Consider the following 8135-nt stretch of genomic DNA (forward strand, 5'->3'; position numbering starts at 1 on the left):
GGTGTAGGGTGTAGGGTTTTACCGATTTTGAGGTAGTCAGTTACCTAATTTTCAGGGAAAAAGTACCTGAATTTTACCCCCGATCACTCCAATGGCTGGCACTTTTTGAGGGGAAAAAAGTCCAAAAGTCTTATCCAACAAGGTTTTTAGATTTATTCAGCAAACCCTAAATATTAGTACAAAAGCTCAGACTTTCCCCTCTCCCATGCAGTCCTACTATCCCTCGGCCATTAAGCGCAATAATTCGTCAGTGGATAGCTTGCCGCTGGCGTCGGTTCCCTCCAATAAACTATCGGCGAGATCGCGTTTATGGTGGTGCAGATCGACAATTTTTTCCTCGATCGTATCCTTGGCCACTAAGCGATAAATCGTCACCGGACGTTTTTGGCCGATGCGGTGAGCGCGATCGGAGGCCTGATCCTCCACTGCGGGATTCCACCAGGGATCAAGATGGATAACATAATCGGCTGCGGTGAGATTTAATCCTGTCCCCCCGGCCTTTAAACTAATTAAAAATACGTCCCCTTCCCCCGCTTGAAACGCTTTCACCTGTTTCTGCCGATCGCCGGCTGGGGTACTACCATCAAGGTATTGATATTTTATCTGTCTTTGCTCGAGATAACTGCGGACAATCGCTAAATGATCGACAAATTGACTGAATACCAAGGCTTTATGCTGATTATCTAATAATTCATCCAGAATTTCCCCGAAACGGGACAATTTCGAGCCGGGTAAATCCAAATCTGGAGCCACTAACTGCGGGTGACAGCAGGCCCGGCGTAATTTCATGATCTCTGCCAGTACCTGGAGATGTTTCGCTCCGGCGGTACTGTCACTCTCGCTTAATTTCTCCAAAGCACGCCGCCGTAAGGCCTCGTAAAATGCCTTCTCCTCGACGCTTAACTCGATCGGGACTAAAATCTCGGTACGGGGCGGTAATTCCGCCAGAACTTGGTTTTTGGTGCGCCGGAGAAGGAAAGGCCGCACCAGTTTTTTTAACTGTTCGCGAGCGGTTTTATCGCCGTATTTTTCGATCGGGGTGGCGAAACGGCGATCAAAACTTTCCAAGGATCCCAACAATCCGGGGTTGATAAAACGGAAAAGATTCCATAATTCCCCTAAATGATTCTCGATCGGTGTTCCCGTGGTGATTAGTTTAAAATCCCCCCGCAGATTCATCGCTGCTTTCGATCGCTTGGTGGAGAAATTCTTAATCGCTTGGGCCTCATCGAGAACGATTGTTCGCCATTCCACCCCGGCCAACATGGTAGCCACTTCTTCCTGCTGTAATAACCCATAGCTACAGACCAACAGATCAAAAGGTTGCAGTCGATCGAGTAGTGCTTGCCGATCGCCTGTACCCAATTGGATGATATTTAAGGTAGGTGCGAACCTTTCCGCCTCACTAATCCAGTTCAAACATACTGAAGTAGGAGCGATCGCTAAAGTCGGTCCCTCGGAGGCGCGGGTTAGGATCACTGCCAGAGCTTGTAAAGTTTTCCCTAATCCCATATCATCGGCCAAACAGGCCCCGGCCCCCCACCGGGCCAGCCTAGCTAACCAACGAAAGCCTTCCAGTTGATAGTCGCGCAATTCTGCCTGTAGAGTTGAGGGGACTTCTGGGGTAAAATCCTGACTCTCCTGAAAGCGTTGTAAATTATCGCGCCAACGTTTATCGGCCTTGAGTTGTCCCACTTCCTCGGTGAGTTCCGAGAGAATCGGGGCAGCGAAGGGATGAAACCGCAAACCGTCGCCGGACTTTTCCGAGAAAGCACGCATTTCCTGTAACCGTTCCCGAAATGCCTCGGTTAGGGCGAGAAATTGACCATCTCCGAGGGGAATAAACCGTCCCGGTGCTCCCTCTAGCAATTTCATCAACTCCTGCATACTCAGCACTGATTTCTCCTCTAGGTGCAGTTCCCCACTGACGGCAAACCAATCCCGTTGACTGTGGATATTTAGGTGTAGGTCTTGTAATCGAAGCTGACGCGACACCCGCCATTTTTCCCCTTCTGGCCATTCCACAAGGACGCTATCGCTTAATTCCCGCAATTCCAGCAGTAGATCTAGACAATCCTCTGGATTTTCTAGCCGCCATTCCCCGTTTTCTTCCTCAAAACTGATCAGGATCGGACAAGAATCGATCGCTGTTTGTGCTAGTTTTTTCTCTAGGGCCAGATCCCTAGTTGTTTGCAGCCGTTCCCCCTCGATCTCGGCGATTACTGTTTCTCCCCCTTTTCCGGGCTGGAAATAGGGACCGGCTGCCCCAAAAGGACGGCTGAGAACCGCCACTTTTAAACCCTCTCCGGCCGGTAAGAGATGAATCCGGGGTTGACTATCGGCTGCCACTGACCGGGCTGCTTTTCCTCCCCCGATATCGGAATGTACTGTCACGATCCCGGACAGGGAATTGATCGCAGCCAGGACTTTTTCCCGGCCCTTGTCGGGGACTTCTAGGCGGTTGCTTTTGCCGATAATGTCGGCGATGCTTCGGTGTTCCGGCTTGACTTCGATTACCTTAACGCGAGTGGGGGTTTCTTTCCAAATCAGCACTTCTTGGCGATCGCTGAGATCGGGCAGTAAAGACAGGATGAATTTACCCGATTTTCCCTTTCTTACTCGCAATTCTGGTTCCCCGGCGACGATTTCTACCCGCGTTCCGGGGGAATCTTCCCAAAACACCAGGGGATGACCGATCAGTTCGATAATGGCCCGGCGCTCAAAGTGATACTCGTTCTGGCCATAGTAACTGGATTCCACGAAGATATGGGCGCAAATTTTCAGGTCTTGCGGGGTTAAATAGTCAATTTCCCCAGTTTTTCGCAGACGTTTCAGGGAGACGGGACGGCCACGACTCCAATTACCCCGCGCGTCGAGTTTCTGTTCTTTTGGTTGCAGGAAATAATCCTCGGAATGGATAGTGAGAAACCAAGCAAGGCGGACGACGGGGTTAGATTTACCCGGGGTTGGTGTTGGCGCGCACAGATTAGTCAAGGCATTCAGGCACAGTTGCCAAGCTTCTTGGGGTTCGATCGCATCTACTAGGGGGGAAGGGAGATGCTGGTTTTTAAGCACCTCCACTTCCGGCGCTCGATCGAGTCGGGACAGTAGGGCCCCGGTTTCCAGGGCTAACCAATGGTAGCCAGCCGCCTTGGCATCTTTGTAGAGAGGCAAGAGTAGGCGGGGCAGATGTTTTTTAGCGATGCCGCTACTCATCCAGTAGAGACAGATACTACAGATAAGAGTCTCTAGACCCTGGCCCATTTGGTAGGGATTGATCGCCGCGTCGATGATTGCGTCTTTGGCCTGCATATCTCCCTGACGGGCAGCGATGATTTTTTCCAGACGGGCATAGATAGGACTGAAAGGATGATCGTTTTGACGCGTCACCCAACTGGTATAGCTGGCGGCTTCGGCGAGACGTTCGGGGGTTCCTTCTTTGAGAAGGGCGAAAATAAAGGAGAAGCCGCTAATCGAAGAAAAATAGATTTTTTGTTTTCCTTTGGCTTTTTTTAGGGCTTTAAGGGCGAGGGTATATTCTTGGATCGCTTTGCTGTTTTCCCCCCCTAGAAAGGCAATCCAACCCCGTATCGCCCCGATTGCTGCTGCTTGGTTTTCCGGGAAGGGGCGATCGAGATACCGACGCACTTTATCGCTTTGTCCTCGGATGATTGCCTGTTCGAGCCACAAATGGGCTTCGGAAACACTGGTCTGGTCTTGACAGAGTTCTTCTAGGAGGGAAAAAGCCCCATCGGCGCGAGTTATTTTTTCAAAAGCCTTGACAAGAATGCTATTTAGTGCTATGGCTTGAAATTTGGTCGGTTGCGTCCGTAACCAATCCCCATCGAAGGGGTTATCGTAGATGAGGATAAGAAGGTCTTCTAGGCTGGTTTTTGAGGAAGAATAGCTGGTTTTCTGATAATCGGCGATTTGTTGTTCGATCGAGTCGAAATCCTGACGATAGATGGCCAGACGGATTTCTCGGATTAATTGCTCTTTTCCCTGAAAAACTAGGCTTTCATCCCAACGAGTTCGGGGTTGCGGCAGTTTTGCCTTGATAATCTCGGCAAAACGCTTGAATTCTCCCTTGCTAACGCTATCACGGCTGGCAATCTCGACGAGGAGGGGATGACAGCGCGGCCCGTAGCCTTTGTCCTGGGTGATCACTTCCGCTTCTAGGAGGATATCTAAATGGGATTTCAGGGTTTGGCCGTTAAATCGCCGGTTGTTCTCGTCGCGGTAATGAGCTTGATTTAAACAGTCTAGAAAAGTGCTGCGGGCGATCGGTTCATAGATTAGGGAAAAAAAACGGACGATCACCTGATCTAGTGCCGATAATTGTTGGTAGCGTTCGATGAGTTGACGGCGGATTTGCTCTATATCTTGCATATTCGGTTATATTCGCGGATAATCCTAATCTTTTTGCGGGGATATGGCTGCAATTTATGGACGGGTTTCCAAAAAAGGTTCGATATCGATCGGGAACCAGTCCCCGTCTAATACCTGTTCAAGAGTGAATATAGACTCTAGGGGAATCGCGTTTTTATCGACTATCCGCGCGTTAATCAGGGATTTTCTGGCGGTTACATAGGCTTTCTCCAAAGAATCGCGGGCATGGTTGACGAGGGTGGCACTATCTATTTTTTGTTCTAATTGCGATCGGAAAGCGGCGATCTCCACTATCCAATGACGGGCATTCCGTTCTTTTTCCGATTCCCAATAGGATAGTTTGAGCAAGTGTTCGATTAAAACGGTTAATAAACTCGTTATTGCCTGTCTCTCGCTTTTTCCCATGCACTCTACTTCCTCGATCAGGTTTTCCCAGTCCACCCGGTCAAACTCTTTCCGCTTTAACAGTTCGGCGGTTTTTTCTGTCCAGAGAACAAAATCTTCTTCGTAGAGAGCGGTCATCATAGATTTCTCATCCCGACCGGGAGCGCGGGGTAATGGCTCGATTATAACGCTCGATCGCTATCCTCGATCAGCTTCTAGTCTGGGGAATTTTTGTCAAGTTAGAGATTTATCTCATAGCACAAGTTGTTCTTTTTGTCAAAAAAACTTTTCCTTTTTAACAAAAGTACACAAATATTTTGAGCAACCTTATTGACGATGTTATTTTGGGACTAGAAGGGAAAGATAACCTCACTGCTAGAATTTAATTTTCAGACCAATAACCTCAGAGCAGAAATTATGACCTTTACACCAGCTATTGATCCAGATATTGAATACCCCGATAGTGACGGTAAACCTATGGCCGATAATACCGAACAATACGAATGGATCGTGAAAATCAAAGAAAACCTTGAGATTCTCTTTGCTAATTCCCCTCAGGTTTTTATTGCGGGGGTTCTGCTCTGGTATCCTGTCCAAGATAAGAAAATTACTGGACCGGTTGCTCCCGATGTTATGGTAGTATTTGGTCGTCCGAAAGGAAGAAGGGGTTCCTATAAACAATGGCAAGAAGATAATATCGCTCCTCAAGTGGTCTTTGAAATTCTTTCACCTTCTAACAGCTTAGAAGAAATGGAGCGAAAACTACTCTTTTATCAACGTTATGGAGTGGAAGAATACTATCTCTATGATCCGGATTCTCATAATTTTCAAGGATGGTTGAGACAGGAAGGACTATTAAGTTCTATACCTGAGATTAAGGGATGGGTTAGTCCTCGGTTAAAAATCCGATTTGATTTGAGAGAAGATGGGTTAGAAATTTATAGTTTAGATGGGCAGAAATTTTTAAGTTCTATCGAGTTATCCCAAAGGTTAGAACAAGAGCGTCTTAAAGCTGAAGAAGCGAGTTTACAATTAGAACAAGAGCGTCTTAAAGCTGAACGTTTAGCTGAATATATCCGTTCTCTAGGAATTGATCCCGATACTTTATAATGATATAATTTATCGGTTGTGACGAATACTAATTAACTGGTAAACTGCCGAAATTATTGTCATTGAACCTAGTCTAGGGCTATACTCAACTATGTAATCACTAAAAAAGCAAATCTATGAAAGCTTGGGCAAAATCTTTAGAAAAACCAGCAGTGGAATTTTCTGAAACCCAATTAACCCTATTATCCGGGAAAATTCCCGATGGATTGCGGGGTAGTCTCTATCGCAATGGTCCGGGGAGATTAGAAAGAGGTAAGCAAAAAGTTGGTCATTGGTTTGACGGAGATGGGGCAGTTTTAGCTGTACATTTTCATGATAAGGGAGCCAGTGCCACCTATCGTTATGTTCAGACTGCTGGTTATCAGCAAGAAAGTGCCGCTAATCAATATTTATTTCCTAATTATGGCATGAATGCCCCCAGCTTCTTTTGGAATAATTGGGGAAAAGAGGTAAAAAATGCTGCTAATACCTCGGTGTTAGCTTTACCCGATAAATTATTAGCTCTCTGGGAAGGGGGTTTTCCCCATAAATTAGATTTACAATCTTTAGAAACCCTAGGCTTAGATAATTTATCTAGCTTACAAGCAAAGGAAACTTTTTCCGCTCATCCTAAGCTAGATTTGTCCAGAGGAGAGATTTTTAATTTTGGGGTAACAATCGGTGCTAAAGTTAGTTTAAATCTCTATAAGTCTGACTCCACTGGTGAAATTATCCAGAAAAATACTTTTGATTTAGATAGATTGTCTGCGCTGCATGACTTTGTTTTAGCGGGACAGTATCTCGTCTTTTTCGTCCCACCGATAAAAGCGAATAAATTATCGATACTGTTGGGATTTAAAACTTTTAGTGATGCCATGCAGTGGCAGCCAGAATTAGGAACAAGAATACTAATTTTTGAGCGAGATTCTCTGCAATTAGTCAGTGAAAGTGTTACCGATTCATGGTTTCAATGGCACTTTGCTAATGGTTGTGTGAATGACCAAGGCAATCTTGAAATTGTTTTTGTCCGTTATGATGACTTTAAAACTAATCAATTTTTAAAAGAAGTGGCCACGGGTAAAACCGAAACCTTAGCCATCGGAAAATTAGCAAGTATCACTATTAATCCCCTATCAGCAAAGGTGATTAATCAGGAAATTCTCTCAGATTTAAGCTGTGATTTTCCCGTGGTTTCCCCGCAACTGGTGGGACAAAAATGGCAAAATACTTTTTTAGCTGTCCATCGTCCTGATAGCGATATTCGTCGGGAAATTATCGGACTTCCCGCTTGTTATAATCACTCCACAGGTAAGTTAACTATTGCTTATCTAGAAAGTAACTGTTATGGAAGTGAACCGATTTTTGTCTGCGATGGTTTATCTCCAGAAACGGGATGGTTAATCGTCGTGGTTTACGACGGCAATAATCACAGCAGCCAAGTGAGAATCTATGACAGTCAGCAGTTAGAAAAAGAACCCCTTTGCTGTCTGCAATTACCCAGTGTTATCCCTCCCAGTTTTCATGGTACTTGGCAAGAAAAATCAGAAAAAGGCGCAGAAGCAATCTCAACTGAGAAAAGGGGTTTCTATTTAGAAAACGGGTTTCTTTGAGAAACTATTTAGAAAACGGGTTTCTTCGAGAAACCCGTTTTCTGGACTTGTGAGAGAGAAGCTTTATTCGATTTCTCTACGGTTGAAGATTTAATCAATTGGTTAAATACTTTAACTGCTTAGTTCTTACGACCACCTCAAGACGGAGTTATCGAAAAAAAAAGTTTTCGATCTGGCTTTTATGTGTTATAATATCCACCAGAATTAGACTACTTTCCCCATAATGCCATGTTCTTTGAACTGTTGACTGTACCCATCGAAGCGATCGCAGACACCTTTACATGACTAATAATATTGACCATGACCGCTTATTTAAAGAGTTAATCTCCACCTTTTTTGTCGAATTTATCGAGTTATTTTTTCCTCAATTGATGGATTATTTAGATAGGGACTCGATTACTTTTTTAGACAAAGAAGTATTTACCGATGTCACGGAAGGAGAAAGGTATGAAAGCGATTTAGTCGCACAGGTTAGGTTTCGAGGAAAAGAATCTTTTTTTCTGATTCATGTGGAGGCGCAGCAAAGTTCCCGCCAGGGGTTTAATCGGCGAATGTTTACTTATTTTGCTCGCTTTCATGAGAAATTTGTCTTACCGATTTATCCGATTGTAATTTTCTCTTATTCAAAGCCAAAAAGAGCAGCGATTAGTCAATATGTAGTCG

5 protein-coding genes and 1 pseudogene are annotated in these 8135 nt (G+C 45.2%); 4 read left to right on the top strand and 2 right to left on the bottom strand.

The features are described from left to right. Positions 1 to 216: 216 nt before the first annotated feature. Positions 217 to 4389 carry a DEAD/DEAH box helicase gene (locus tag IQ242_RS10930; RefSeq protein ID WP_193959991.1) on the bottom strand — a complete coding sequence of 1391 codons (4173 nt, stop codon included), beginning with the start codon at positions 4387 to 4389 and terminating at the stop codon, positions 217 to 219. A gap of 54 nt (positions 4390 to 4443) precedes the next feature. Continuing rightward, complete coding sequence (locus IQ242_RS10935; RefSeq protein WP_004161162.1) at positions 4444 to 4914, bottom strand: DUF29 domain-containing protein; 471 nt, start codon at positions 4912 to 4914, stop codon at positions 4444 to 4446. A gap of 276 nt (positions 4915 to 5190) precedes the next feature. Between IQ242_RS10935 and IQ242_RS10940 the strand changes: the two genes are divergently transcribed. The 4 genes and pseudogenes from IQ242_RS10940 to IQ242_RS10950 all read left to right on the top strand — a co-directional run. Continuing rightward, positions 5191 to 5883 carry a Uma2 family endonuclease gene (locus tag IQ242_RS10940; protein ID WP_193959992.1) on the top strand — a complete coding sequence of 231 codons (693 nt, stop codon included), beginning with the start codon at positions 5191 to 5193 and terminating at the stop codon, positions 5881 to 5883. A gap of 116 nt (positions 5884 to 5999) precedes the next feature. Further along, a complete protein-coding gene (locus IQ242_RS10945; RefSeq protein ID WP_193959993.1) occupies positions 6000 to 7472 on the top strand; it encodes a carotenoid oxygenase family protein in 1473 nt (490 codons plus the stop codon). Positions 7473 to 7529: 57 nt separating this feature from the next. After that, positions 7530 to 7595 (top strand): annotated as a pseudogene (locus tag IQ242_RS26100) (DUF4351 domain-containing protein); the annotation flags it as partial. Between the two features lie 158 nt (positions 7596 to 7753). Continuing rightward, on the top strand, positions 7754 to 8135 hold a 382-nt coding region (locus IQ242_RS10950), incomplete at its 3' end, for an Rpn family recombination-promoting nuclease/putative transposase (RefSeq protein WP_370582978.1).

Source organism: Microcystis sp. LEGE 08355 (assembly GCF_015207185.1).
Taxonomy (GTDB): Bacteria; Cyanobacteriota; Cyanobacteriia; order Cyanobacteriales; family Microcystaceae; genus Microcystis; species Microcystis panniformis.